The sequence below is a fragment of the Streptomyces sp. VNUA24 genome, assembly GCF_029167005.1.
Classification (GTDB): Bacteria; Actinomycetota; Actinomycetes; order Streptomycetales; family Streptomycetaceae; genus Streptomyces; species Streptomyces scabiei.
Map to the genome: position 1 here is coordinate 2589904 of NZ_CP119143.1, position 24809 is coordinate 2614712.

A 24809-nucleotide genomic window follows, 5' to 3' on the forward strand; every position below is an offset into this window, starting at 1 on the left:
TCCGCCCCGTTCCTCCGCCCCGTTCCTCCGCCCCGCCGGGCCGACCCGAGGAGTCCCATGACCACGCCCCCGTTCGTGTCCCTGACCTGGACCGACGACGTCACGGGCCGACAGGGCTTCCTCGTGGTGGACCGGCTGGTACGCGGGGTCTCCAGCGGAGGTCTGCGGATGCGGCCGGGCTGCACCCTCGACGAGGTCGCCGGGCTCGCCCGTGGCATGACCGTGAAGGAGGCGTTGCACTACGACCCCGCGAGCCGCTACGTCCCGCTCGGCGGCGCCAAGGGCGGCATCGACTACGACCCCCGGGACCCGGGGGCGTACGGCGTCCTGGTCCGCTACCTGCGGGCGATGCGCCCGTACATCGAGCACTTCTGGACCACCGGTGAGGATCTCGGGCTCACCCAGGACCTCATGGACCGCGCGGCGGCGGAGGCGGGTCTCGTGTCGACGATCCAGGCGGTCTACCCCCTCCTCGACGACGAGAGCGCCGCCCGGCGGCGCCTCGCGGACGCGTTCGCGGTCCAGGTGGACGGCATCGGCCTCGACGAGCTGGTCGGCGGGTGCGGTGTCGCCGAGTCCGTGCTCACGGCCCTGGACAGGGCCGCCGCGCCGTACGCCGGGACGCGGGTCGCGGTACAGGGCCTGGGCACCATGGGCGGGGCCACCGCCCGCTTCCTCGCCCGCGCCGGGCTCACGGTCGTCGCCGTGGCCGACATCAAGGGCACCCTCACGAACCCGGCGGGCCTGGACGTCGAGGCGCTGCTCGCGGCCCGCGACCCGTACGGCACGGTCGACCGTTCGGCGCTGCGGCCCGAGGACCGGGAGGCGCCGGCCGACGCCTGGCTCGCCGCGGAGGCCGACGTCCTGGTCCCCGCGGCCGTCTCCTACGCGATCGACGCCGCCAACGAGCACCGGGTGACCGCCCGGCTGATCGTCGAGGCGGCCAACATGCCCGTCCTGCCGGCGGCCGAGGAGGCGCTCGCCCGCCGGGGGGTCACCGTCCTGCCCGACGTAGTGGTCAACTCCGGGACGAACGCCTGGTGGTGGTGGACCCTCTTCGGCGACGTCGGACCCACCGCGGACGAGGCGTTCGCCCACGTCCGCCGCTCCATGCGCGCCCTCGTCGACCTGATGCTCACCCGGGCCGGGGCCGACGGCACGACCCCCCGCGCCGCGGCCCACGCCATCGCCGCCGACCGGGTACCGGCCATCACGGAGAGATTCGGTCGGCACCGCTGAGCGGGGCCGCGGCGGTCCGCGGGCCTGGGTAGGGTTGCCGTGTGGGCAGGGTGCGGTTGAGTGTGGCCGAGCGGCGCGCGGAGCTGCTCCGGGCCGCCGTCGGGCAGATCGAGGAGCGGGGCGTCGCGGCGGTGCGGATCGCCGACGTGGCCGCCGTCCTCGGGGTGAGCAACGCCCTGGTGCTGTACCACTTCTCGACCAAGGAAAGACTGGTGGCCGAGGCCTTCCGGTACGCCGCCGAGGACGACCTCGCCCATCTCCGCAAGCTGCTGGGCCGGCGCACCACGGCGCTGCGCCGGCTCCGTGCGGCCGTCCGCTGGTACGCGCCCACCGGTCAGGCCAAGGGCTGGCGGCTGTGGATCGAGGGCTGGGCTGCCGCCGTGCGCGATCCCGCCCTGCGCGAGGTCACCCGAGAACTGGACACCCGCTGGAAGGCCGCCCTCACCGAGGTGATCGAGGCGGGCGTGGCCGCCGAGGAGTTCCGCTGCCCGGACCCCTCGGCGACGGCCCTGCGCCTCACCGCCCTCCTGGACGGCCTGGCCGTCCAGCTGACGGCCTACGGCGGCACCGTCTCCCGCACCCGGGCCCAGGAATGGGCCGACGAGGCCCTGGCCCACGAGCTGGGCCTGACCCGAGCATCCCTGACAGCAGCAACCCGCTGACCCCACCCCTTCAGGGACGCGGGGAACCGCGCGAACAACCACGACGAGCCGGAACCCCGCCCACCCCCGCCGGACGCCCCCGCCCCTTCAGGGGCGCGAGGAACTGCGCGAGCAACCACAACGAGCCGGAACCCCGCCCACCGACCCACACCCCACCACGACCAGCCCAGCCCAGCCCACCCCTGCCGAACGCCCCCACCCCATCAGGGGCGCGAGGAACTGCGCGAGCAACCACAACGAGCCGGAACCCCGCCCACCGACCCGCACGCCCCCCCAACCCCACGCGCCTCACCTCAGCGGCGCACCCCCGGCCCACTTCGAATTCGCCGAACCGCCGGAGGCACCCCGCTCAGGCCACCGCCCCGATCCGCACCCTGATGTCGTCCGGCGACAGGTGCCCCTTCGCCGAGACGTGGTCGCCGGAGGACTCTCCCCGCAGCCGCCGTCCGATCCACGGCACGAGGTACTCCCGCGCCCACTGGATGTTGTCCCGCCGCATCTCCAGCGTGCCGCGCGGCGGCAGCGGGGGCCACGGCTGGTCCGGGTCGGCGGGGATGTCGACGCCGAGCACCTGCCCGGCCCGCAGGGCGACCCGCGTGTGCCCCTCCGGGGACAGGTGCAGGCGGTCGAGGTCCCAGGCCCGCCGGTCCTGCACCGTCTTCAGGGCCCACAGGTCCAGCACCGGACACCCGTACCGGTCGGCGATGGCCCGCACATGCAGGTTGTACGTGGCGATCTTGCCGCGCAGATGCTTCAGCACGGGCACGTCACGGGTGTCGAACCCGGTGGTCACCATGACCGTGCCGACCGCCGACGTGAGCCTGGCCACCGCGCGCTCGAACCGCTCGGCGACCTCGTCGGGGTCGGTACCCGGCCGGATGATGTCGTTGCCGCCCGCGCAGAAGGAGATCAGATCCGGCGCGAGTTCCAGTGCCCTCGGCACCTGGTCCGCCACGATCTGGTCGAGGAGCTTTCCCCGCACGGCCAGGTTGGAGTAGTCGAAGTCGCCCTCGGGCACCCGGTCCGCGAGGAGTACGGCGAACCGGTCGGCCCAGCCGACGAACCGCCCGTCGGGCCCGGGGTCGCCGACGCCCTCGGTGAAGCTGTCCCCCAGCGCCACGTACGACCCGATCATCGTTCTGCTGTCATTCGAATCGTCTGCCACATCGGCCCATGATTCACCTTCACATGTGACCTACGCGACCGTAATAAGGGCTTGACGACCGGTGAGATAGACCACGCGTCAAGTGTTGGTCAACCCGGAATACCGCAGGCCGGGGCGGCGGCACCGCGCCCGCCCCGAGCCCGCTCCCCCTTGCCGCCCCTCAAGGGCGACCGCGCAACCTCCACACCCGGAAGTCCTCGATCCGGAAATGGCTCCAGGTGGTACGGAAGGCGAAGTGTCCCTCGGTGTACGGCGCGGGATCCACGTAGTCGAACACCAGCCGGCCGTTGTTCCACCACTGCACCTTCGACCCGTCGGACACGATCCGCACATGGTGCGGCGCGTTGGCGACGAGCAGCGGCTCGGTGTAGTCGTGGATCAGCGGCCGCACCCCGGGCTCACCGACGTACCGGCGCAGGCGGGTCGTCGTGTTCGTGTTGGCGCCGTACCCGACGTAGTACGTCTTCAGATGGTCGTACTCGGCGAGCGCGCCCGCGCGCGGGGTGGCGAACAGATCGCCCGGCGAGCGCACGTCGACGGCGTTCCAGAAGTTGTTGAGGTCGGAGACCCGGTCGTTGGCCCCGCCCGCCGAGACCGGCGTGGCCGTGTACTCGACGGCGTACGGCCCTTCCAGCCGCCGCCGGAACCAGACCGTGGCCCCGGCCGGCACGTCGACCTCCAGCACACCGCGCGAGGCCGTGACCTCCCCGCCCCGCTCCAACTCCACCGCCCAGCACCCGAGTCCGTGCCGGAAGTCGTCGGCGGCGATCAGCCGGCCCCGGCGCCCGGGCGCGCGCGTGTGCGCGGTCGCCGGTCCGGCCGGGCCGAGTGCCGCGAGGGCCGCGCCGGCTGCGAGAACCCCGAAAGCTCTGCGGGTGGTCATGACACTCCTGTCCGTCGACGACGCGCCACGGGACATGGGCTTCCCCGAGTAGAAAGCGCTTACGGAGATCACTGTGTCCTCCCGGTCACCCCCTGTCGAGGCTTCCACCGGCCATGCCACGCAACCGCAACACGCCCCCGCGCCGGGGGACGTCGAAGGCCGGCCCCGGCGGAGCGGGACCGGCCTTCGACGTCAACGGGGAGCGGGGCCTCAGACGCTGACGCCCTTCGAGCGGAGGTAGGCCAGCGGGTCGAGGTCCGAGCCGTAGGAGGGAGTGGTGCGGATCTCGAAGTGCAGGTGCGGGCCGGTGACGTTGCCGGTCGCGCCCGAGAGACCGATCTGCTGACCGCCGCTCACGGACTGCCCCGCGGAGACGGAGATCGAGGAGAGGTGGGCGTACTGGGCGTAGTAGCCGTCGGCCAGCTTGATGACGACCTGGTTGCCGTACGCGCCGCCCCAGCCGGCGGAGACGACGGTGCCCGCGCCCACGGCCTTGAGGGCGGTGCCGGTCGGGGCCACGAAGTCGACGCCCGTGTGGTAGCCGCTGGACCACATGCTGCCGGCGGTCTTGTACGCGGTGCCCACGGTGGCGCCCTGGATGGGCAGGCTGAAGCCGGAGCCGTTGGCCGAGGAGGACTGGCCGTTCGACGTGGAGGCCGACGCCTGGGTGTCCTTGGACTCCTTCTTCGAGGGGCCGGAGGACTTGGGCGACTGCGACGACTCGGACGGCTCGACGGCCTTCGACGACCGGGACAGCTGCGGCTTCGAGGACTGGGACGTACCGCCCGCTCCCTGCCCGCCGATGGACAGCTTCAGACCCGGGTGGATCAGCGACGGGTCGGAGCCGATCGCGGCGCGGTTGTCCGAGTAGAGGCGTTTCCAGCCTCCCTCGACGTCCTGCTCGTCCGCGATCTTCGCCAGGTAGTCGCCGACCTTCACCGAGTAGGTTCTGGCCGTCTTCTTGGCGGCGGTCCGCTCGGCCTGAGCGGTCTTCTCGGCCTGCGCGATCCGGGCGCCCGCCTCGGCCGCGGCCTGCTCGCCGGTGAGGGTGGTGGTCTTCTCGGAGACACCGGACACGGCGGCCGCCGGGGTGGCGGCCTGGGCGCCGGCGGCTCCGATCAGCGGCAGTGCGAGCGCGGCGCCACCGGTCCCGGCGGCGGCGATGGAGCGGGTGAGACGCTGGGACTTGGGACGGCGGTGCTTACCCTTCGCGGGCATGGCGAATTCCTCTCCGGCGCCTGCGAGGTGAGCTGTCGGGTGCGGACTGGAGATGTCCGGCCGTGCTCGCGCACGGCTTGACCCCTAGCTTGTTCCGGAGACCGGAACAGGCGGTGATTCCTGTGGGTCCCCCGCTCCTGCCGTGGATCGGTTCGGTGTGCGGCTCCGGTCGGCGGCAGGATTGGGCGTCCGTCCGGATTGACGCCGAACGTAAGCGACTTGTGGCCACAGAGACAACCATTGGGACTTCTTGTGCGTCTTCCTACCTGATCCTTACATCAATCAACCCTCACGCTCCGTAAAAGACGGGTCGTGCCCCTTTCCCAACCGCCCTGGAATCGTGCGCGAATTACGTGCACATGGCGACAGCGGAACGTCACGAATATGACGCTGCTCACGCCCCTACGTGCCAGTAGGCTTTATTCCAGGGCTTGTTGGAATCAAGGCTGCATTTCGGACGGATCGCTCAAGTCCGACGCAAGCGGATAACCTTCGCATCGAAATCGCCGCGCAGTCCCGTCGATAGCCCGTGGTGCAACAGCACGGCCCCTCGGTGCACTTCGCCCGTTTCGCGGCACTCGTACGTTTCTGTCGGGTCCAGGCCGCGCAGCCGGAGCGGGGCGGGCGGCTCGCCGTAGTGCTGGGCCTGGAGCCACGCCAGGACCACCACCTCGTCGCCGTGGACGTACTGCACGGCGCTCAGCCCACCCGTCGGCGGCCGCAGCCGGTACAGATCACCGCGCTGCACGACGGGCCGGATCTGCTTGTACAGCTCGACCCACTCCCCGGCCTCGGCCAGCTCCTCCTCCGTCCACTCGGTGAGGTCGCCGCCCACCCCGAGCACACCCGCCATGGCACTGACGAAGCGGAACCGCAGGGAGCTGACGCGACCGTTGAGCTGGTTGTTCGGGCTGTCGGTGACCCAGGCGGCCATGGTCCGGGCCGGGTGGATCTGGCTGAAGCCGTGCTGGATGGCGAGCCGGTCGAGCGGGTCGGTGTTGTCCGACGTCCAGACCTGGTCGGTCCGGGCCATCACCCCGAGGTCGATGCGGCCGCCGCCTCCGGAGCACGACTCGAACGCCACCCCCGGGTGCGCGGCCCGCAGCCGGTCCAGCAGGGCGTAGTAGGCGTGCACGTGCTCGACCCACAGCTTCTGCGGATACGACTCGCCCGGCCAGCCGGCATCCGTGAAGCAGCGGTTGAAGTCCCACTTCACATAGTCGATCGGCGCACCGGACAGCAGCGCGTCCAGTTTCTCCCAGAGGTATTCCTGGACGTCCTCGCGCGCGAGGTTGAGGACGAGCTGATTACGCAGCTCCGTCCTCTTTCGTCCTGTTTGGAACTGGGCCCATTCGGGATGCGCCCGGTACAGCTCGCTGTCCGGGTTGACCATTTCGGGCTCGACCCAGATACCGAACTGCATACCGAGGGCGTGCACTTCGTCGGCCAGGGGCTTGAGACCCTGCGGGAAGCGGTCCGGATTGGGCGTCCAGTCGCCGAGGCCGGCCCGGTCGCTCGTCCGCGCCCCGAACCAGCCGTCGTCCACGACGAACAGCTCGACCCCGATGGCCGCCGCGCGCCGCGCGAGCGCGCCCTGCTGCTCCTCGGAGATGTCGAACTCGGTGGCCTCCCAGGAGTTGAAGAGGACCGGCCGGTCCTGGTCCGCGTGCGGGATGACGTACGCCCGCTGGTACGCGTGCCAGGCGCGGCTCGCGCCGCCGTGGCCGCCGTCGCTCCACAGTCCGGCGAAGACGGGGGTGGTGAACGTCTCGCCCGTCTCCAGCCGCAGCAGACCGGACTCGTCGTACCCGGCGCCACCGGTGATCTGCACCCGCGCGTCCGGCAGCTGGGCGACCGCGATCCGCCAGGACCCCGACCAGCCGAGTGCGCAGCCGTAGACCTCGCCGTGCTCCTCGGTGGCGTCGGTGTCCAGGGCGACCCAGGGCAGGTGCTGGTGCCCGGTGTGGCCGCGCCGACTGCCGATGACCTTCTCGCCGTAGGTGAGGTCGGCGCGCACGAGCCGGGACTCGGCCGCCCACCGTCCGTGCAGCTGGGACAGCCGCCAGGTCTCCTCCGCGCGGGTCGGCAGCGTCCAGGTCGCCGAGTCGGCCCGCAGCAGCTCCACCGCCGGCCCGTCGTTGACCAGGGTCACCCAGCGCTCGATCACGTCGTCGCGCAGCCGGTAGTGCAGTGTGATCCCGAGCCCGCCGTCGGCGAACCGCAGCCGCAGCTCGTCGGCGTCGGCCTCGTACTCTCGGAAGGTCCACTCGGTGCCGCGCCGCTCGTCCGTGCGCACCGACAGGGCGGGCCGGGTGAAACGGGGGCCGCCCTCGACGGGGTACTCCTCGTGTCCGTCGACCGGGGCCTCGAACGGCCAGTACGGCAACCGCTGCCGGGCGGCCAGCTCCTCGGCGTCGGCCAGCGCGATCCGCGGCCCCCAGTGCAGGTGCAGCAACTCGCCGTCGTCCGTGAGCCGCAGGGCATAGCTGCTCCTGGGCCCGGTGAGAATCCAGGTCCGGCCGTCTGCGCCGATTTCCAACATCAAGCCCTCACAGATTCGATCAGGTGCGATCAAGCGGCAACATCATCGCAGGTCGGTCCGAGCGCTCGACGGGGCCTGTGGACAACCGCGGACGAGCGCGCCGCGCCCCCTGTGGACAACTCAGGGAGCCGCACACCCATGTCGTATCGTCGAGGGCGCGCCTCAGTGCGGAGTGCGTGCCCGCCGGCGATTGCCGCCGACGGCCGGATGGGAGGGAGCCCCAGTGACGCAGCAGATCCCGTCGACCGAGCCCGAGCTGACCGGAGTGCGCAACTTCCGCGATGTGGGGGGTCTGCCGACGGTGGACGGCCGCCGCGTGCGTCACGGGGTCCTGTTCCGCAGCGGGCACCTAGCGCACGCCACCGACGAGGACGCCGCGTTCCTCGCCTCGCTGGACCTGCACACGATCTTCGACTTCCGCAACGCGGCCGACCAGAAGCTGGAGGGGCCGGACATCCCGCTCCCCGGCGTGGTCAACGTGAACCTGCCGCTGAGCGACCCGGCCGACGGCGCCGAGTTCTGGAAGATGGTCCGCGACGGCGACCTGGACCAGCTGCGCGCGCTGCTGGGCGACGGCAGGGCGGCCGGCCGGATGACCGCCTCCTACCGCAAGATGATCAAGGAGCGTACGGCCGAGCACTCCCGCGTGCTGCACGCGCTGGCCGAGGACAGCGTGCCCGCGCTGATGCACTGCGCGGCGGGCAAGGACCGCGCGGGGCTCTCCGTCGCCGTCACGCTGCTCGCCCTCGGCGTCGAGCGCGAGGCCGTGCTCGCCGACTACCTGGAGTCGAACGCCAAGCACCGCCGCTACAAGGTGCACCGCAGCAGCTCCTCCGCGAGCGCCTGGTCCCCGGAGATCATGGAGCTGCTGAGCCCCCTCTTCGACGCCCGCGCCGAGTACCTCCAGGCGGCCTTCGACACCCTGGAGGAGACCTGGGGCGATGTCGACACCTATCTGGAACAGGGCCTGAAGCTGGCCCCGCAGACCCGCGAGCGGCTGCGCGAGCGCCTGCTCGACTAGGACCGGACCGGATCGACCAGGACCGGATCGACCAGGACCGGACCGGCGGCTACTGCCGGGCGCCCAGTTCGAACAGCAGATAGATGAAGGCCGCGAAGACATGGCCGACCGCGATGTAGATGATCAGCCGCACCCACAGGGCACGGGGGAACTTCTCTTCCAGGTCGGTCATGGTGTCTCTCCGGGAGTGGTCGGCCCGAGGCACAGCGCGGCGGCCGGGCTCTGCAGCAGGGTGTGGACGAACAGGAGATCGGCGCCGTCCTGGTCGGCGGCGGCGATGCGGTGCGGGGTCAGCGAGTCGAAGTGGGCGCTGTCGCCGGGCACGAGCAGATGCGCGGTGTCCCCGAGGCGCAGGCGCAGCCGCCCGGTCAGGACGTAGAGCCACTCCTCCCCGGGATGCACGCGCACGATGTCGCCCTGCGAGCCGTGCGGCACATGGACACGCAGGGCCTGCATCCCGCGCCCGGGCGCGCCCGCCTGCCAGTACGTCCAGCCGCCGGCCCGGGTGGGCTCCGTGTCGGTGGCGCGCAGGACGGCGTCCCGCTCGGCGACGGTCTCACCGAGGAGCTCCGAGACCGTCGTACCGTAGACGCGGGCCAGGGTGAGCAGCATCGGCAGCGAGGGCTGGCGCCGACCGGTCTCCAGCCGGGAGAGGTGCGCGGGCGAGAGGCCGGCGGCGCGGGCCGCGGCCTCCAGGGTGAGGGAGGCCCGGCGGCGCAGGGCCCGCAGCTGCGGTGCGACGGCGGGCAGCGCCTCGTCCGCCGGGGGCTCGGGAGGGTGCGTACCCTCGGAGGGGCTCATGCCTCCATTCAGCCGGGGTTTTGCCTCAGCGGCAAATTCCTTGCCTCAGAGGCAAAGAGTCCGCGCCCGGGTCGGCGCCCGCACCCACGCCCGGGGCGGCGCCCGCACCGGCCGCACCTCCACCGCCGTACTCCATAGGCCCCTCTCTAACGGTTGGCCACCGCCTGTTTCACCAGCGTCTTTCCGAAGTCCCACATGAGTCCGCCCCCGCTGTGCGCGTCGTCCATGACCTCGGTGAACGCCTCGACGAAGCGGTCCACCTCACGCTCCCCGATGATCAGGGGCGGGATCAGCTTGATCACCTCCAGATGGTCGCCGGAGACCTGGGTGAGGATGCGGTGCCGGCGCAGCAGCGGTACGACGACCATCTGGGCGAACAGCCCCTTGCGGGCCGCCTGGAGCATCGTCCAGCGGCTGCGCAGCTTCAGCGACCTCGGCCTGCCGAACTCGATGCCGATCATCAGCCCCCGGCCGCGTACGTCGCTGAGCAGCTCGTACTTGTCGACCAGCGCCGAGAGCCGGGCTTTCAGCAGCTCGCCCGTGGTCCGGGCGTTCGCCACGATCCGCTCGCTCTCCATGACGGAGAGGACGGCGAGCCCGGCGGCCATGGCCTGGGCGTTGGAGCCGAAGCTCGCCGAGTGCACGAGCACGCGGTCCATGGACGAGTAGACCTTCTTGAAGATCCACTCCTTGCCGAGGGTGGCGCCGACCGGGACATAGCCGCCGGAGAGCGCCTTCGCCACGCACACCAGATCGGGCTCGACCCCGTCCTCGTGCTGGTGGGCGTAGAAGTCCCCGGTGCGGCCGAGCCCGGTCTGCACCTCGTCGACGATCAGCAGCGCGCCGTGCGCGTGCAGCAGTTCGCGGGCGGCGCGCAGATAACCGGGCGGCGCCTCGTGCACGCCCTTGCCCTGGACGGGCTCGACGACGAGGGCGGCCACATCGCCCTTCTTCAGCTCCCTCGCCAGCGCGTCGAGGTCGCCGAGCGGTACGGCCGTGTCGGGCAGCAGCGGTGCGAAGCCGTCCCGGAAGCCGTCCTCGCCGTTGACGGAGAGCGAGCCGGTGGTGAGCCCGTGGAAGGCGTGGTCGCAGTAGAGGACGCGTGGCCTGCCGGTGGCGTACCGGGCGAACTTCAGCGCGGTCTCGACGGCCTCCGTGCCGCTGTTGCCGAAGAACACCCGGTCCAGGTGGGGGCTGTGGGCGAGCAGCTTCTCGGCGAGCAGCCCGGGCAGGGGCTGGCAGTCGAACCGGGTCAGGTCGGCGAGCTGGGCGTCGAGCACGTCGTGCAGCGCCTTGCGGACCACGGGGTGGTGGCGGCCGAGCCCCATCACTCCGAACCCGGCGAGCATGTCCAGGTAGTCGTTGCCGTCCGCGTCCCAGAAGTAGGCGCCCTCGGCCCGCTCGTAGACCTTGTCGAAGCCGATGGTGTGCAGCATCCGGGGGAGCTGGTGGTTGAGGTGCCGGGCGTGCAGCTCGTAGCGCTCGGCGCCGCGTTCGGCCAGGAGTCTGCCGAGGTCGAACTCCTCGGTGGCGGCGGGTTCCCGGGTGGTCATCGTGGTTGCTCCTCGGACGGCTCGGCCACGCAAGGACCGGGCACGGACGGCTGGGCCAGGGGCGGCCGGGCCGCGCGGGGCCCGGCCACGGACGGCCGGACCCGCGACGGCCCGGCCTCGGCCAGGTCCCCCTTCGCCGCCTCGTCACCGGCGGACAGCGAGGCGCTGATCCGGCCGGCGATGTCGACGGGTGTCAGCCCCAGGTCGGCCAGCACCTCCCCGCGCTTGGCGTGCGGGAGGAACCGCTCCGGAATCCCGAACCGCCGTACCGGCACGTCGACCTCGGCGTCGCCCAGGGCGAGGGCGACCGCCGAACCGACGCCTGCGGCCCGGCTGTTGTCCTCCACGACGGCCACCAGCCGGTGCGCGCCGGCGAGCCCCGGCAGCGCGGGGTCGACGGGCTTGACCCAGCGCGGGTCGACGACGGTGCAGCCGATGCCCCGCGCCCGGAGCAGCTCGGCGGCTCCCAGACACACCGGCGCCATCACGCCGACGGCGACCAGCAGGACCTCCGGGTCCCCCGGTGTGTCGGAGCGGTACAGGACGTCCATGCCGCCCACCCGCCCCAGGAACGGGATCTCCGGCCCCACGGACTCCTTCGGGAACCGGATCAGCGTGGGGGCGTCGTCCACCGCGACGGCCTCGCGCAGCTGGGTCCGCAGCTGCTCGGCGTCGCGCGGGGCGGCGATCCGCAGCCCGGGGACGACCTGGAGGACGGACATGTCCCACATGCCGTTGTGCGACGCGCCGTCCACGCCGGTCACCCCGGCGCGGTCCAGGACGAAGGTCACCCCGCACCGGTGCAGTGCCACGTCCATCAGCAGTTGGTCGAAGGCCCGGTTGAGGAAGGTCGCGTAGACGGCCACCACGGGGTGCAGGCCGCCCGTGGCGAGGCCGGCCGCCGACACGGTGGCGTGCTGCTCGGCGATCCCGACGTCCCACACCCGGTCGGGGAACTTCTCCGCGAACCTGCCGAGCCCGACGGGGTGCAGCATGGCCGCCGTGATCGCCACGACGTCCTCGCGTTCGTCCCCGATCCGGACGATCTCGTCGCCGAAGACCGAGGTCCAGGAGGGTCCGCCGGCCGGCGCGAGCGGCTCGCAGGTCAGGGGGTCCATCACGCCGACCGTGTGGAAGTGGTCCTCCTCGTCGGCGAGCGCGGGCTCGTACCCCCGGCCCTTCTGCGTCAGACAGTGCACCAGGACGGGGCCGTGGAAGCGCTTGGCGCGGCGCAGCGCCGACTCGACGGCCCCGGTGTCGTGTCCGTCGATCGGGCCGACGTACTTCAGGCCCAGGTCCTCGAACATGCCCTGCGGCGCGAACGCGTCCTTGAAGCCCTTCTTCGCGCCGTGCAGCGCCTCGTAGACCTCCCTGCCGACGACCGGGGTGCGCAGCAGCACCTCCTTGCCCCACGCGAGGAACCGCTCGTAGCCGTCGGTGGTGCGCAGGGTGGCGAGGTGGTTGGCGAGGCCGCCGATGGTGGGCGCGTACGAGCGCTCGTTGTCGTTGACGACGATGATCAGCGGTCGGTCCTTGGCGGCCGCGATGTTGTTGAGCGCCTCCCAGGCCATGCCGCCGGTGAGTGCCCCGTCGCCGATCACCGCGACCACATGACCCCGCTCCCCCAGCACCTGTCGGGCCTTGGCGAGGCCGTCCGCCCAGCCGAGGGCGGTGGAGGCGTGGCTGTTCTCGACGATGTCGTGCTCGGACTCCTCGCGCGAGGGATAGCCCGACAGGCCGCCCTTGCCGCGCAGTTTGGAGAAGTCCTGACGGCCGGTCAGCAGCTTGTGCACATAGCTCTGGTGACCGGTGTCCCAGACGATGCGGTCGGTCGGCGACTCGAAGACCCGGTGGAGCGCGACGGTCAGTTCCACCACCCCCAGGTTGGGCCCCAGGTGACCTCCGGTCCTGGCGACCGCGTGCACCAGGAACTCCCTGATCTCCTCGGCCAGTTCACCGAGTTCCGCCTCGGTCAGCGCCTTCAGGTCGCGCGGTTGCCGGATGCTCTCCAGAATCGTCACGTCGGGCCCCCTCTCGATCCGTGCTCTCTCAGCCCGTGTTGTCAGCTCACGGTGACCGCCGGTTCCCCCGACGCGACGCCGTCCCGTTCCATCCGTTCGGCGATCTTCATCGCCTCGTCGATGAGGGTCTCCACGATCTTCGACTCGGGCACGGTCCTGATGACCTCGCCCTTCACGAAGATCTGCCCCTTGCCGTTGCCGGAGGCGACGCCGAGGTCGGCCTCCCGCGCCTCGCCGGGCCCGTTGACGACGCAGCCCATGACCGCGACCCGCAACGGGACCTCCATGCCCTCCAGCCCGGCGGACACCTCGTCCGCCAGCCGGTACACGTCGACCTGCGCCCGTCCGCAGGAGGGGCAGGAGACGATCTCCAGCCGCCGCTGCCGCAGGTTCAGCGACTCCAGGATCTGGATGCCGACCTTGATCTCCTCGACGGGCGGGGCGCTCAGCGACACCCGGATCGTGTCGCCGATCCCCTCGCCGAGCAGCGCCCCGAAGGCGACGGCGGACTTGATGGTGCCCTGGAAGGCGGGTCCGGCCTCGGTCACCCCGAGGTGCAGCGGGTAGTCGCAGCGGGCGGCCAGCTGCCGGTACGCCTCGACCATCACGACCGGGTCGTTGTGCTTGACCGAGATCTTGATGTCCCGGAACCCGTGCTCCTCGAACAGCGACGCCTCCCACAGCGCGGACTCCACCAGCGCCTCGGGGGTCGCCCTGCTGTACTTCTGGAGCAGCCGCCGGTCGAGCGAGCCGGCGTTGACCCCGATCCGGATCGGGGTGCCGTGGTCCTTCGCCGCCCGCGCGATCTCCTTCACCTTGTCGTCGAACTGCTTGATGTTGCCCGGGTTGACGCGGACGGCGGCGCAGCCGGCCTCGATCGCGGCGAAGACGTACTTCGGCTGGAAGTGGATGTCGGCGATGACCGGGATCTGCGACTTGCGGGCGATGGCGGGCAGCGCGTCCGCGTCGTCCTGCGTGGGGCAGGCGACGCGGACGATCTGGCAGCCGGCCGCGGTGAGTTCGGCGATCTGCTGCAGGGTGGCGCCGATGTCCGACGTACGGGTCGTCGTCATCGACTGCACCGAGACCGGGGCCCCGCCCCCGACCGCCACCGTGCCGACCCGGATGCCGCGCGACACACGCCGCTCGGCGATCGGCCGGACCGGTACCTCGGGCACACCCAGCGACACGGCGCTCATCACGTCACCCCTGGTTCCCTTGGTTCCCGGAGACCGTCTCGCGCAGGGCGCGCAGGGACTCCTTCAGCGAGCCCATGGTGGCGAGGACGGCGGTCGGCTCGTAGCCGCAGTGCGCCATGCAGTTGGCGCAGCGCGGGTCCTTGCCCCGGCCGTAGGCGTCCCAGTCGGTGTCCTCGATCAGCTCCCGGTACGTGGTGACGTAGCCGTCGCTCATCAGGTAGCAGGGCTTCTGCCAGCCGAACAGCGAGTAGTTGGGGATCGCCCACGCCGTGCACGGGAAGTCGACCCTGCCCTCCAGGAAGTCCAGGAACAGGGGCGAGTGGTTCAGGCGCCAGCGGCGCCGGTTGCCGCCCGCGAACGCCTTCTTGAACAGCTCGCGGGTCTGCTCGACACCGAGGAAGTGCTCCTGGTCGGGGGCCTTCTCGTAGGCGTAGGCGGGGGAGATCATCATCTCGTCGACCTGGAGGTCGTCGTTGAGGAAGTTGAGGACCTCGATGATGGTCTGCGGGGTGTCGGTGTTGAAGAAGGTCGAGTTGGTCGTGACCCGGAAGCCGCGCTTCTTGGCCTCCTTGATCGCGGCCACGGCCTCGTCGAACACCCCCTCCTTCGCCACCGACTCGTCGTGCCGCTCCCGCAGCCCGTCGATGTGCACGGCGAACGCGAAGTACGGCGAGGGCTTGAACTTCTCCATCTTCTTGCGCAGCAGCAGGGCGTTGGTGCACAGGAAGACGTACTTCCTCTTCGCCACCAACTGCCGCACGATCTCGTCGATCTGGGGGTGCATCAGGGGTTCGCCGCCGGCGATCGACACCATCGGCGCTCCGGACTCCAGGACGGCGCCCACGGCCTGCGCCACCGGCATGCGCTGCTTGAGCACGCCCGCCGGGTGCTGGATCTTGCCGCAGCCCTCGCACTTCAGGTTGCAGGCGTAGAGCGGTTCCAGCTCGACGATCAGCGGGAACTTCTCCCGCTTGCGGAGCTTCTGTTCAGCGAGATACGTCGCCACCTTGATGGACTGGCGGAGCGGCATGGCCATCTGGCTCACCTCCTGGGGAGCAGCAAGGAACGGTGCCATTCGTAGTAAGCGGGAAGGACGGCACGAAGGACGCGGAAAGCTGATATTCCACCGCGTACCGTGCCGATCCGGACCAGTTCATGTTCTGGAGCGTCCACGACCACCCGGACGGCCGCAACCGGGCGTGCGCCCGATCGCACGGCGCAGTGGAGCGTGACGGCGGACTCCATGTCGACCGCGAGTGCGCCGGTCGCGTGGAGCTCGGACCGCTCCTGACCGCGTACGACGTGGTCGGAGCCGGTGAGCGGGCCGGTGTGGACCGCGCGTCCGGGCACGGCGCGCCGCACCTCCTCGACCAGGCGCCGGGAGGAGACGCAGCGGGTGACGGCATCGCCGGGGCCCCAGGTCTCCTCGGCGACGACCAGGTCACCGGGCCGCATGCCCGGCGCGAGTCCGGCGCAGAACCCGGTGGCCAGCACGGCCGCGTCACGCAGCCCCGGGTCGGCGAGGGCCCGGGTGACGGACCGCTCGGCGGCCCTCGCCCCCATGCCGGTGCGCAGGACAGTGACCGGTCCTCCCGCTCCGGCCCGGTCGCGGCCGCGCAGGGCGAGCCGTTCGATGCCGAGCGCGCAGGCGATCAGCAGCGGGGCCGGGGCGGAGGGCGCGGTCATCAGCGTGTCCCGGGCTTCAGGACGGCCGGTTCGCCGTGGACGTAGCGGCCGAGGGCGGTGAGCGGGAAGACCTGCCGGTAGAGGTGGTAGTTGATCGAGAAGTCCCAGGGGAAGCCGGTGCCGGTGAAGTACGGCTCGTCCCAGGAGCCGTCCTCCCGCTGGGTCCGGGCCAGCCACGCGACGCCGCGTTCGGTGGCCCCGGTGTCCCGCTCCCCCGCCGCGAGCAGCGCGAGCAGCGCCCACGCGGTCTGGGAGGCGGTGGAGGCGCCCTTGCCGCCCCACTCGGCCGGGTCGGGGTAGGAACGCAGGTCCTCGCCCCAGCCGCCGTCGTCGTTCTGGACGGTCTTCAGCCAGGCCACGGCCCGGCGGATCGCGGGGTGCGTGGCGGGCAGCCCCGCGGTCACCAGGGCGGGGACCACCGACCCGGTGCCGTAGACGTAGTTGACGCCCCAGCGGCCGAACCAGGCACCGCTGGGCTCCTGTTCGGCGAGCAGCCACTCGATGCCGCGCCGGGTGCGCGGGTCGTGGGACAGGCCCTCCGCCGCGAGCATCTCCACGACGTGCGCGGTGACGTCGGCGGACGGCGGGTCGATGACCTCGCCGAAGTCGCAGAACGGCAGCCTGTTGGGGAACGGGCTGGTGTTGTCGGCGTCGAACGCCGCCCACGCCCCGTTCCCGGACTGCATGCCCAGGGTCCAGCGCACCCCGCGCCGCACGGCCCTCTCCACGCGCTCGGGGTCGGGGTGCCGCACCCGGCGCAGTGCGAGGACGACCTCGGCGGTGTCGTCGATGTCGGGGTAGTTGTCGTTGTGGAACTCGAACGCCCAGCCTCCGGGCGGGAGTTGGGGACGCCTCACCGACCAGTCGCCGGGGCGGACGATCTCCTCGCCGAGCATCCAGTCGGCGGCCTTGACCAGTTGGGGATGGTCGGGGGGCAGCCCGGCGTCGGCGAGGGCGATGGTGGCGAGGCAGGTGTCCCACACCGGGGACTGGCACGCCTCGATCATCCGTGCCCCGTCCTCGCGCCACACGGCGAACCGGTCCAGGGACTCCAGCCCGGCCCGCATCACGGGGTGCCCCAGGTCGTAGCCGAGCAGGTGCAGCGCGATGACCGAGTACACGGCGGGCGGCTGGATGCCGCCCCAGCAGCCGTCGTTCTCCTGGCGTTCGACGATCCAGCGGGCCGCCCGGTTCATGGCCGCCCGGCGCAGCCGCTTCAGTGCCACCTTGTGGTAGCCGTGCAGGGCCCGGTCGAGCCGTTGGAAGGCTCCCTCCCAACTGCCCAGCCGGTCCAAGGGTCTGGGCGGGTTCGGCCGCCCCGGGTCGGTGTGCAATTCGTCGAGCGGGAACGGCGCCGGCCGCACCGGGCGCTTCGCCGACACCACGGTCAGCGGCACGATCGTCTGGCGGGCCCAGCAGCCGAAGTCGTAGATGTTCAGCGGCATCCACGGGGGGAAGTAGATGATCTCCGGCGGCATCTCCGGCAGGTCGTCCCACTTCCACCAGCCGAACAGCGCCAGCCAGATGCGGGTGAAGACCCGGGCGGCGGCGATCCCGCCCCGCGCCCGGATCCAGGCGGACGCCGTCGCCATGTGCGGCGCGGCCGGGTCGTCGCCCGCCAGCCGCAGCGCGACGTACGCCTCGACGGTGGCCGAGAGGTCGGGCGGGCCGCCGTGGAAGGTGGCCCAGGTGCCGTCCGGGCGCTGTTCGCCCCTGATGAAGAGGGCGGCGGCCCGGGTGGTGGCGTCGTCGCGGATGCCCAGGAACTGACGGAGCAGCAGGTCCTCGGCGTCCATGGTGACGTTGGTCTCCAGGTCGCCCTTCCACCAGCCCTGGGCGTCCTGCCGGGAGAGCAGGAAGTCGGTGGCCCGCCCCACGGCGTGCAGGGCCGCCTCCTGAACCCCTGCCGCCACAGGAGTGCCCTGGTCGGTGTCGCTGGCCGAGGGGGCGCGGGGCGGCAGGGCCCCGGTGCTTCCGTCGGTCGTCGCTGTCATGGCTTCCCCTTCGTGCAGTGGACGGATCTCTCTGCGGTGGGTCAGCCGTCGGCCGGTGCGTGTCCGGTGACGGGCACCGGCCGGCGACTACGCGAGGGCTATTCGGCCGATGAGGGCCGGCTCCTGGGTGCGGGTGGTCATCTCTTCCGTACGACGACGAAGTCGGCGAGGGCCGCGAACTCGTCCCGGACCCGCTCGGGCATCCGGATCGAGTCCAGCGCCTCGATGGCGATCGTGTGCTGGCGGCGGGCCTCCTGGACGGCCCACTCGCGGCCGCCCGCCTGTTCGATGAGGGCGGCGCGCGCGGCGAACTCCTCCTCGGAGAAGTTCTCGAAGTCGCTGGCCTTGGCGTCGGCGGCCAGGATCTCGCCGAGCCGCTCCGAGGCCGGGCCGCCGGCCGCGAGGGCGGCGACGACCGGCAGGGACTTCTTGCGCTGGCGCAGGTCGCTCCAGGTCTGCTTGCCGGTGGAGACCGGGTCGCCCCAGATGCCCAGCAGGTCGTCGACGGCCTGGAAGGCGAGCCCGAGGTGGTAGCCGTACTTCTCCAGGGTGTCGGCGGTGTGGTCGTCGGCTCCGCCGAGGACGGCGCCGATGGAGCAGGCGCAGGCAAGGAGGGCGCCGGTCTTGTTGCCCTCCATCTCCAGGCACTCCTCGACGGTGACCCGCTCGCGGTGCTCGTAGGAGATGTCCTGGGCCTGGCCGTCGATGAGCGCCCGGGTCGCCGTGGTGACGCGGCGGGTGGCGCGGGCCGCCTCGGCGGTGCCCAGTTCGAGCAGGATCTCGTTGGCGAGGACCATCAGCGCGTCACCGACGAGGATGGCCTGGGCGGGGCCGTGGACCTTCCAGACGGTGTCGCGGTGGCGGCGCTGCTCGTCGCCGTCCATCAGGTCGTCGTGCAGCAGCGAGAAGTTGTGCACCAGTTCCACCGCGACCGCGCCGGGGATGCCGGCCTCGGGTGCGGCGCCGGTGACCTCGGCGGACATGACGGCGAGGGCGGGACGTACGGCCTTGCCGCCGTCGCCGTCCGCCGGGTTGCCGTGGGCGTCGATCCAGCCGAAGTGGTAGGCGGCGACGGTGTCCATGGGGGGCGCCAGGCGATCGACGGCCGCCCGCAGCACGGGGGTCGCCAGGGTCCGCCCGCGCTCCAGGAGCGCGGTCACGTCCACCGCGGTCCTCGCAGCGGCCGTCACGGCCGGGGGCACAGTGGGCACAGTCTCTCCAGATGTCGGTGTGTTCGTGGTACCGGGAGTGCGGGAACCGCCCCGGTGCGCTTCGAGCGTCACGCGGCCTCCTCGAAGGCGAAGAGGTGGTTCCGGGGCCGGCCCAGCGCGGCGAGGGCGGCGTCCGCCGCGCCGATGCCGCTGCGGACCGCACTCTCCATGGTCGCGGGCCACCCGGTGGCGGTCCACGCTCCGGCCAGGTACAGGCCGGGTGCCTTGGTGCGGGCGCCGGGCCTGAGCCGTCCGACGCCGGGGGTGGGAGCGAACGTCGCCGTGCGCTCCCGGGTCACGAAGAAGTCCCGCACGCGCGCGTCGCGCGCGTGCGGCAGCAGCCGCTCCAGCTCGGGCAGATAGCGCTCGCGCAGTGCGGACACGGGAGTGTCGATCTCGTCCCGGGCGGCCGACTGCGACAGCGCCAGGTACTGGCCCTCGCCGAGCCCGGACGCCTCCGTGCGGTCGAAGACCCACTGCACGGGTGAGCCGAGCGCCGCGAAGAACGGCCGGCTCAGCACCTTGCGGTCGTACACGACATGGATGTTGAGGATCGGCGCGGTGCCGATCTCCAGCAGCCGTCCGGGCTCGTCGAGCGCTCCCGCGGGCAGCAGGTCGTACGTCTCGCGCTGCGGTACGGCGAGGACGACCGTGTCGGCGTCCAGGCTCTCGCCGGCCGTCCCGACCCGCCAGCTCCCGTTCTCCCCGGGGGAGAGCGACGTGACGCGGGCGCGGAGCACGGTGCGCACGCCCGCCGAGTCGAGCGCCTTGCGGGCGCGCGCGTCGTGCAGTTCGCCCAGCGGGACGTGGGCCCAGCCGATGTCGGCCGCGCCCGGGTCGGACAGCAGGCCCGTCCTGAACACCATCGCCGCGAGCCCGAGGGAGGCGTCCCCGGCGACGGCGTTGAGGGTGGCGACCCCGACGAGGTCCCACAGCGCCTCGACGGCCCGCGCCGACTGGCCGTGCGCGGCCAGCCAGCTACCGAAGTCCTGTGCGTCCAGGGCGGGATCGGCGGGGTCGAGCGCCTTGAGCGCCAGTGCGGCCCGCCCGACCCGCGCGCGCTCGGCGAGGGAGAGGTGGGGGTACGTGGCGAGGCTGCGTCCCAGGTGCAGGGGGACGGGCAGCGCGTCGCGCTGCAGCCTGCCGAGCCGCCGCCCGGCCCGGCCCCCGGCGTCGAGAACCGGCACGTCGAGACGATCCTGCAGGGGCGCGAGCGCGGCTGCGTCGACCCGGTCGAGGAACCAGCGGTAGGCGGTGCAGCACCGCAGGTACACATGCTGTCCGTTGTCGACGGTCAGGTCGCCGCGCCGGAAGGAGAAGGCCAGTCCGCCGAGGCGGGGCCGGCCTTCCAGCAGGGTGACCCGGACGCCCGCGTCGGCGAGCGAGAGCGCGGCGGTGACACCGGCCAGTCCCCCGCCGACCACCACGGCCGTGGCGGGGGTCCGGCCCGTACGGTGCCCGTCGGGTGGTCCTCCGGGCTGTGCGCGGTCGGTCATCGTGCGCCCTCCCCTGCCGGTCCGCCGGGGTGTCGAAGCCGGCCGCGGCGGTCCGTCGCAGTCAGGGACGCCGCGCCGGTGCGGAGGGTTGCGTACCACTTTTCCCCGATGGATTCACCGCTGAGTGAATTGTCCATCAGACGCGCCTCCTGACGGTACGGCGCGACACATGGCGGGTGTCGAGTCCGGAGAGGCCGCGCACGGCGACGTACGCCTTCTCCCGGCCGGGCAGCGAGACCCGGCCGCGCAGGACGGCCTCCGGCTCGCGCTCGATGCGGTCCAGCAGCCGGCGGTAGATGCCGGCCATGGCCGCGACGCAGGCGCCGCTGCGGCGGTCGAGCATCGGCAGCAGCCGGTAGCCCTCGGCGAACAGGGCGCGGGCCCGGCGGACTTCGTAGTGCACCAGACCCGCGAAGTCGGAGTCGGCCGGCGGGAGCAGCCCGGCGAACCCGGCCGAGCAGCCGAACTTCGCGAGGTCGTCGGTGGGCAGGTAGGTACGGCCGCCCTCCGCGTCCTCGCGAACGTCCCTGAGGATGTTGGTCAGTTGCAGCGCGAGCCCCAGGGTGTCGGCGTACTCCGGCGCGCGTTCCGAGCCGCGTGCCCCCGGTTCGGTGCCGAAGACACCGAGCGAGAGCCGGCCGATGGACCCGGCCACGCAGCGGCAGTAGACCTTCAGGTCGTCCCAGGTCTCGTAGTACTCGCCGCGTACGTCCATCAGGACGCCGTCGATGAGTTCGTCGAGCGCGTCGAGCGGGATCGGGAAGGCGGCCTGCGCGTGGGCGAGGGCGACCGCGACGGGATCCGTGTGGTCCTCGTCGACCGAGCCGTCCCGGACCCGGGTGAGCAGCGCCCTGGTCTCCTGCAGCCGGGCCGCCTTGACCTCGACCGCGAGCGCGCCGTCACCGATGTCGTCGACGCGCCGGGAGAAGGCGTACAGCGCGGACATCGCGCGGCGTTTGGGCGTCGGCAGCAGCCTGATGCCGTAGGCGAAGTTACGGGCCTGCTGTCCGGTGACGGCCTCGCAGTAGCTGTAGGCGGCGAGTACCGGCGCGGACGTGTGCGGTTCCGACTCCACGGTCCGGATCACCCCTCTCCTCGCAGGGTCGCGCCCGCCTCGCGCAGCAGCCGGAGCCTGCCGGGCTCGGGCGGGCCGGGAAGTACGTCGTGTCCGGCGGCGGCGATCGCGTGCAGGGCCGCCCTGCCGCCCGCCACGAACCCCGCGAGCAGCAGCCGCAGCCTGCCGTGGACGCTCCGTACGAGGGGGGTCCCGTCGTCCAGGAGGTTCCGGGCGCGTTCCGCCTCGTACGCGATGAGCGCGCGCACCGAGGCGCCCGCGGTGGGCGCGGCGAGATCGGCCTCCTGGACGTGGAAGCGCTTCAGGTCGGCGGCCGGGAGGTAGATCCGGTCGCGGCCCAGGTCCTCGGCGACGTCCTGGAGGTGTTCGACGATCTGCAGCGCGGTGCAGACCGCGTCGGAGTGCCGGACCCGCTCGGGTGTGGTGGTGCCGGTGACGGCGAGGACCAGCCGGCCGACGGGGTTCGCGGACAGCGCGCAGTAGGCGAGCAGGTCGTCGTAGGTCTCGTACCGCTTGACCAGCTGGTCCTGGCGGTTGGCGGCGATCAGGGCGAGGAACGGCTCGGGGGCGAGACGGCGTCCGCGGACCGTGCGCTGGAGGCGGCGCAGCAGCGGGTGGCCCGGGGTGCCGTCGAAGACCTTGGCCAGGTCGGCCTCGAAGGCGTCGAGCAGGAGGAGCCGGTCCTCGGCGTCCCGCGGGCCGACGCCGAGGAGACGGGCGTCGGCGCCGCCGGGGGCGAGGTCGCCGTCACCGATGTCGTCGACGAGGCGGGCGAAGCCGTAGACGGCCATGAGGTCCTCGCGCCAGGCCCGGGGCAGGAAGAACGGGGCGACGGGAAAGTTCTCGGCTCCGGCCTTGTCGAGGGTGTCGCGCTCCGGGTCACGGGTGCGCGCCGTCCCGGTTTCGGTCACCGCTCGTCACCCGGCGCGGGCACGGCAGAAGCGTGGTTGAGCTGGGGAGTCTTCAGAGCCATGGCCGTCACATCTCCCGTTCTACACTGCCGACCCAATACGCACTATTTCGGACACGCCGCCCAGTGGGCGGCGTCTGCGGCGGATGCCGGGTGTCGCGCATTATGGACCCACTTGCCGCGATTGGGCACCGTTACAGCTTACGTTGTACAACGCACCATGCTCCGTCGGGGTGTCCTGCACATCACAAGAACGCACCGATTGCCCCCAAGATTCCTATGGGTGGCCGGAGTTGACACGGTCCTTGCCGAAGTTGGCGTTTCCTTTGCGCGACACCGCTCCCCGGTACCCCTTGCAGACGCCGGGCCCCACCGGAACAGTTCCGGTGGGGCCCGGGTCGCGTCGGTCCGGAGCGCCCTACTTGCCCGTGAACTTCTCGTATTCCTTCAGGACCTCGTCCGTCGGGCCGTCCATGCGCAGTTCGCCGCGTTCCAGCCACAGCACGCGGTCGCAGGTGTCGCGGATGGACTTGTTGTTGTGGCTGACCAGGAAGACCGTGCCGGCCTCCTTGCGCAGCTCGCGGATGCGGGCCTCGGACCGCTTCTGGAACGCGCGGTCGCCGGTGGCGAGGGCCTCGTCGATCATCAGGACGTCATGGTCCTTGGCCGCCGCGATGGAGAAGCGCAGCCGGGCCGCCATGCCGGAGGAGTAGGTGCGCATCGGCAGGGTGATGAAGTCTCCCTTCTCGTTGATGCCGGAGAAGTCGACGATGCCCTGGTAGCGCTCCTTGATCTGCTCGCGGGACATGCCCATCGCGAGGCCGCCCAATATGACGTTCCGTTCGCCCGTGAGGTCGTTCATCAGGGCCGCGTTGACGCCGAGCAGCGAGGGCTGGCCGTCGGTGTAGACCTTGCCCTTCTCCGCCGGGAGCAGGCCCGCGATCGCGCGCAGCAGCGTGGACTTGCCGGAACCGTTGGAGCCGATCAGGCCGATCGCCTCGCCGCGGTAGGCCACGAAGGAGACGCCCTTGACGGCGTGCACCTTGCGCACGCCACGTTCTTCGCCGCGCTTGAGGATGCGGCTGAGGGCGGCCGTCGCGCTGCCCTTGCCGGTCTTGGCGCCGTTGACGCGGTAGACGATGTGCAGTTCGTCCGCGATGACGGTGGGAATCAGTGACTCAGCCACGGCCGTACCTCTCCTCCGCCTTCCAGAAGTACACGAAACCGCCGAGCGCGACCAGCGCCGCCCAGCCGCCGGCGACCGCCCAGACGTGCGGGGGCAGGGCCTCCGAGCCGTAGCCGTCGATCAGCGCGAAGCGCATCAGGTCCATGTAGATCGCGGCCGGGTTCCACTGGAGGACGTCGGCGATCCACTGGGGGTGGTCCTCCAGCATCACCGGGATGGAGAACATGACGCCGGAGGCGTACATCCAGGTCCGCATCACGAACGGCATCAGCTGCGCGAGGTCCGGGGTCTTGGAGCCCATCCGGGCCATGATCAGCGCGAGGCCGGTGTTGAACAGGAACTGCAGCGCCAGCACGGGGACGATCAGCAGCCAGGACAGGGACGGATAGCTGCCGAAGCCGACCGCCACGCAGAACAGCACGATCATCGAGAACAGCAGCTGCTGGAGCTGTTGGAGCGCGAAGGAGATCGGCAGCGAGGCGCGCGGGAAGTGCAGGGCGCGCACCAGGCCGAGGTTGCCGGAGATCGCGCGGACGCCCGCCATCACCGAGCTCTGGGTGAAGGTGAACACGAACACACCCGTGACCAGGAACGGGATGTACACCTCGCGGGGCATGCCGCGGTCGGCACCCAGGATGAGGCCGAAGATCAGGAAGTACACCAGCGCGTTGAGCAGCGGGGTGGCCACCTGCCACAGCTGGCCGAGCTTGGCCTGGCTGTACTGCGCGGTGAGTTTCGCCTGGGAGAAGGCCAGGATGAAGTGGCGCCGCCCCCACATCTGGCGGACGTACTCCAGGAGTCCGGGCCGGGCGCCGCTCACGGCGAGCCCGTACTTGGCGGCCAGTTCCGTGGCGGAGAGCCCGTCGTCGGGCGACGGTCGGTCGCTCACCACAACCCTGCCGTCATGCGTTGTCTCACTCACAAATGGAAACTTTCGTCCTCAAAGT

Annotated in this window: 21 protein-coding genes and 1 riboswitch; of the genes, 3 read left to right on the forward strand and 18 right to left on the reverse strand. The window is 71.7% G+C overall.

Translation table 11 applies throughout. The features are described 5' to 3' along the window. Positions 1 to 57 precede the first annotated feature (57 nt). Together PYR72_RS10825 and PYR72_RS10830 are read left to right on the forward strand one after the other, a co-directional pair. Positions 58 to 1239 (forward strand): Glu/Leu/Phe/Val dehydrogenase dimerization domain-containing protein, encoded by a 1182-nt coding sequence (locus PYR72_RS10825; RefSeq protein WP_275455121.1) that lies wholly within the window; start codon positions 58 to 60, stop codon positions 1237 to 1239. Positions 1240 to 1280: 41 nt separating this feature from the next. Beyond that, a complete protein-coding gene (locus PYR72_RS10830) occupies positions 1281 to 1901 on the forward strand; it encodes a TetR family transcriptional regulator C-terminal domain-containing protein (RefSeq protein WP_275455122.1) in 621 nt (206 codons plus the stop codon). A gap of 349 nt (positions 1902 to 2250) precedes the next feature. On the opposite strand, the gene PYR72_RS10835 is transcribed toward PYR72_RS10830, so the two are convergent. The 4 genes from PYR72_RS10835 to PYR72_RS10850 all read right to left on the reverse strand — a co-directional run bounded on the left by PYR72_RS10835 (position 2251) and on the right by PYR72_RS10850 (position 7709). Next, a complete protein-coding gene (locus PYR72_RS10835) occupies positions 2251 to 3036 on the reverse strand; it encodes an SGNH/GDSL hydrolase family protein (RefSeq protein ID WP_275455123.1) in 786 nt (261 codons plus the stop codon). 190 nt (positions 3037 to 3226) lie between these two features. Then, the gene (locus PYR72_RS10840; protein ID WP_275455124.1) at positions 3227 to 3949 is read right to left on the reverse strand and encodes a DUF6250 domain-containing protein; all 723 of its coding nucleotides are present in this window, start codon (positions 3947 to 3949) and stop codon (positions 3227 to 3229) included. Between the two features lie 210 nt (positions 3950 to 4159). Continuing rightward, on the reverse strand, positions 4160 to 5167 hold the full coding sequence (locus tag PYR72_RS10845; RefSeq protein WP_275455125.1) for a M23 family metallopeptidase: 1008 nt from the start codon (positions 5165 to 5167) through the stop codon (positions 4160 to 4162). Between the two features lie 4 nt (positions 5168 to 5171). Continuing rightward, positions 5172 to 5330: riboswitch (cyclic di-AMP (ydaO/yuaA leader) on the reverse strand. A gap of 303 nt (positions 5331 to 5633) precedes the next feature. Further along, the gene (locus PYR72_RS10850; protein ID WP_275455126.1) at positions 5634 to 7709 is read right to left on the reverse strand and encodes an alpha-galactosidase; all 2076 of its coding nucleotides are present in this window, start codon (positions 7707 to 7709) and stop codon (positions 5634 to 5636) included. A gap of 223 nt (positions 7710 to 7932) precedes the next feature. Between PYR72_RS10850 and PYR72_RS10855 the strand changes: the two genes are divergently transcribed. Beyond that, positions 7933 to 8730 carry a tyrosine-protein phosphatase gene (locus PYR72_RS10855; RefSeq protein WP_275455127.1) on the forward strand — a complete coding sequence of 266 codons (798 nt, stop codon included), beginning with the start codon at positions 7933 to 7935 and terminating at the stop codon, positions 8728 to 8730. A 49-nt stretch (positions 8731 to 8779) separates the two neighbouring features. On the opposite strand, the gene PYR72_RS10860 is transcribed toward PYR72_RS10855, so the two are convergent. The 14 genes from PYR72_RS10860 to PYR72_RS10925 all read right to left on the reverse strand — a co-directional run bounded on the left by PYR72_RS10860 (position 8780) and on the right by PYR72_RS10925 (position 24784). Further along, positions 8780 to 8902, reverse strand: coding sequence for a DUF6126 family protein (locus PYR72_RS10860; RefSeq protein ID WP_059080090.1), 123 nt, complete (start codon positions 8900 to 8902; stop codon positions 8780 to 8782). Continuing rightward, positions 8899 to 9531: an XRE family transcriptional regulator gene (locus PYR72_RS10865; RefSeq protein WP_275455128.1), complete on the reverse strand. Its 633-nt coding sequence runs from the start codon at positions 9529 to 9531 to the stop codon at positions 8899 to 8901. The genes PYR72_RS10860 and PYR72_RS10865 overlap by 4 nt, the downstream gene beginning before the upstream one ends. A gap of 146 nt (positions 9532 to 9677) precedes the next feature. Beyond that, a complete protein-coding gene (locus PYR72_RS10870) occupies positions 9678 to 11084 on the reverse strand; it encodes an aspartate aminotransferase family protein (RefSeq protein WP_275455129.1) in 1407 nt (468 codons plus the stop codon). After that, positions 11081 to 13105, reverse strand: coding sequence for a 1-deoxy-D-xylulose-5-phosphate synthase (gene dxs / locus PYR72_RS10875; RefSeq protein WP_275455130.1), 2025 nt, complete (start codon positions 13103 to 13105; stop codon positions 11081 to 11083). Before dxs ends, PYR72_RS10870 begins: the two co-directional genes overlap by 4 nt. 41 nt (positions 13106 to 13146) lie before the next feature. Further along, positions 13147 to 14304, reverse strand: a complete 1158-nt coding sequence (gene ispG / locus PYR72_RS10880) for a flavodoxin-dependent (E)-4-hydroxy-3-methylbut-2-enyl-diphosphate synthase (protein ID WP_275455131.1) — start codon at positions 14302 to 14304, stop codon at positions 13147 to 13149. Positions 14305 to 14308: 4 nt separating this feature from the next. After that, complete coding sequence (gene hpnH / locus PYR72_RS10885; protein ID WP_037725429.1) at positions 14309 to 15340, reverse strand: adenosyl-hopene transferase HpnH; 1032 nt, start codon at positions 15338 to 15340, stop codon at positions 14309 to 14311. 5 nt (positions 15341 to 15345) lie between these two features. Continuing rightward, on the reverse strand, positions 15346 to 15990 hold the full coding sequence (locus PYR72_RS10890) for a 1-hydroxy-2-methyl-2-butenyl 4-diphosphate reductase (RefSeq protein ID WP_275455132.1): 645 nt from the start codon (positions 15988 to 15990) through the stop codon (positions 15346 to 15348). Then, positions 15990 to 17984: a squalene--hopene cyclase gene (gene shc, locus PYR72_RS10895; RefSeq protein ID WP_275455133.1), complete on the reverse strand. Its 1995-nt coding sequence runs from the start codon at positions 17982 to 17984 to the stop codon at positions 15990 to 15992. The genes PYR72_RS10890 and shc overlap by 1 nt, the downstream gene beginning before the upstream one ends. A 137-nt stretch (positions 17985 to 18121) precedes the next feature. After that, entirely contained in the window at positions 18122 to 19174 is a 1053-nt protein-coding gene (locus PYR72_RS10900; protein WP_275460379.1) for a polyprenyl synthetase family protein, read from the reverse strand. 89 nt (positions 19175 to 19263) lie between these two features. Beyond that, complete coding sequence (hpnE, locus tag PYR72_RS10905; RefSeq protein ID WP_275455134.1) at positions 19264 to 20691, reverse strand: hydroxysqualene dehydroxylase HpnE; 1428 nt, start codon at positions 20689 to 20691, stop codon at positions 19264 to 19266. A gap of 136 nt (positions 20692 to 20827) precedes the next feature. Then, positions 20828 to 21778, reverse strand: a complete 951-nt coding sequence (gene hpnD / locus PYR72_RS10910) for a presqualene diphosphate synthase HpnD (RefSeq protein ID WP_275455135.1) — start codon at positions 21776 to 21778, stop codon at positions 20828 to 20830. Then, positions 21775 to 22677 (reverse strand): squalene synthase HpnC, encoded by a 903-nt coding sequence (hpnC, locus tag PYR72_RS10915; RefSeq protein ID WP_275455136.1) that lies wholly within the window; start codon positions 22675 to 22677, stop codon positions 21775 to 21777. Before hpnC ends, hpnD begins: the two co-directional genes overlap by 4 nt. A gap of 417 nt (positions 22678 to 23094) precedes the next feature. Continuing rightward, positions 23095 to 23862 carry an ABC transporter ATP-binding protein gene (locus PYR72_RS10920; RefSeq protein ID WP_275455137.1) on the reverse strand — a complete coding sequence of 256 codons (768 nt, stop codon included), beginning with the start codon at positions 23860 to 23862 and terminating at the stop codon, positions 23095 to 23097. Further along, positions 23855 to 24784 carry an ABC transporter permease gene (locus PYR72_RS10925; RefSeq protein WP_275455138.1) on the reverse strand — a complete coding sequence of 310 codons (930 nt, stop codon included), beginning with the start codon at positions 24782 to 24784 and terminating at the stop codon, positions 23855 to 23857. The genes PYR72_RS10920 and PYR72_RS10925 overlap by 8 nt, the downstream gene beginning before the upstream one ends. Positions 24785 to 24809: the final 25 nt, after the last annotated feature.

Excerpts from the sequence above, each read along its gene's own strand:
- hpnE (WP_275455134.1), bottom strand. The coding sequence starts at position 20,691 with ATGACCGACCGCGCACAGCCCGGAGGACCACCCGACGGGCACCGTACG.
- PYR72_RS10870 (WP_275455129.1), bottom strand. The coding sequence starts at position 11,084 with ATGACCACCCGGGAACCCGCCGCCACCGAGGAGTTCGACCTCGGCAGA.
- PYR72_RS10845 (WP_275455125.1), bottom strand. The coding sequence starts at position 5,167 with ATGCCCGCGAAGGGTAAGCACCGCCGTCCCAAGTCCCAGCGTCTCACC.
- PYR72_RS10835 (WP_275455123.1), bottom strand. The coding sequence starts at position 3,036 with ATGATCGGGTCGTACGTGGCGCTGGGGGACAGCTTCACCGAGGGCGTC.
- ispG (WP_275455131.1), bottom strand. The coding sequence starts at position 14,304 with ATGAGCGCCGTGTCGCTGGGTGTGCCCGAGGTACCGGTCCGGCCGATC.
- PYR72_RS10840 (WP_275455124.1), bottom strand. The coding sequence starts at position 3,949 with ATGACCACCCGCAGAGCTTTCGGGGTTCTCGCAGCCGGCGCGGCCCTC.
- PYR72_RS10865 (WP_275455128.1), bottom strand. The coding sequence starts at position 9,531 with ATGAGCCCCTCCGAGGGTACGCACCCTCCCGAGCCCCCGGCGGACGAG.
- PYR72_RS10825 (WP_275455121.1), top strand. The coding sequence starts at position 58 with ATGACCACGCCCCCGTTCGTGTCCCTGACCTGGACCGACGACGTCACG.
- shc (WP_275455133.1), bottom strand. The coding sequence starts at position 17,984 with ATGACAGCGACGACCGACGGAAGCACCGGGGCCCTGCCGCCCCGCGCC.
- PYR72_RS10860 (WP_059080090.1), bottom strand. The coding sequence starts at position 8,902 with ATGACCGACCTGGAAGAGAAGTTCCCCCGTGCCCTGTGGGTGCGGCTG.
- PYR72_RS10850 (WP_275455126.1), bottom strand. The coding sequence starts at position 7,709 with ATGTTGGAAATCGGCGCAGACGGCCGGACCTGGATTCTCACCGGGCCC.
- PYR72_RS10890 (WP_275455132.1), bottom strand. The coding sequence starts at position 15,990 with ATGACCGCGCCCTCCGCCCCGGCCCCGCTGCTGATCGCCTGCGCGCTC.
- hpnH (WP_037725429.1), bottom strand. The coding sequence starts at position 15,340 with ATGGCCATGCCGCTCCGCCAGTCCATCAAGGTGGCGACGTATCTCGCT.